Annotated in this window: 1 protein-coding gene; it reads left to right on the top strand. The window is 44.0% G+C overall.

What is annotated here, in order from left to right; genetic code table 11:
* The coding region (locus R7R78_RS28670) for a HipA domain-containing protein (protein WP_225474917.1) at nucleotides 1-554 on the top strand (554 nt) is incomplete at both ends.

Genomic DNA, 554 nt, shown 5'->3' with positions numbered 1-554 from the left:
AACAAATTAAACTTACTTAAGCGCGGTGATGAATGGGGGTTTGGCGAAGGCAAATTAAGTTCGAACTACATTCTGAAATTTGAAAGCGGTAAAGCACCATGTATTGCTGTTAATGAGTTCTTTTGCATGACATTAGCCAAGCTAGCAGGTTTGGACGTCGCTAATGTTGAGTTAACTCGCATTGGGAAGACTAGGACACTGATAATAGAGCGGTTCGATCGTGCCTATATCGCGGCTCGTGATGTCGTTCAACGAAGACATGTGATTGATGGCTGTCAGGCAACTGACTTACCTCCAGGTTACAAATACGAGCGTCAGAATGGGGATGAAGGCGATGGCGTATATATGCGTGATGGCGTTTCTTTCCCACGCCTACTGAGCGTCAAAACTATAGACACGGTAATCACCAACCTAAAGCTCACCCAATGGATGCTCTTTAATCTAGCAACGCTAAACTACGATGCCCATGGAAAAAATATTAGCTTCTTCGTCACCCCTAAAGGGCTGGAACTAACCCCTTTTTATGATTTAGTAAACATAGAAGCCATCGCTCA

It is taken from the genome of Vibrio sp. 2134-1, from assembly GCF_033339495.1.
This window is presented reverse-complemented; position numbering and strand designations above follow the sequence as displayed.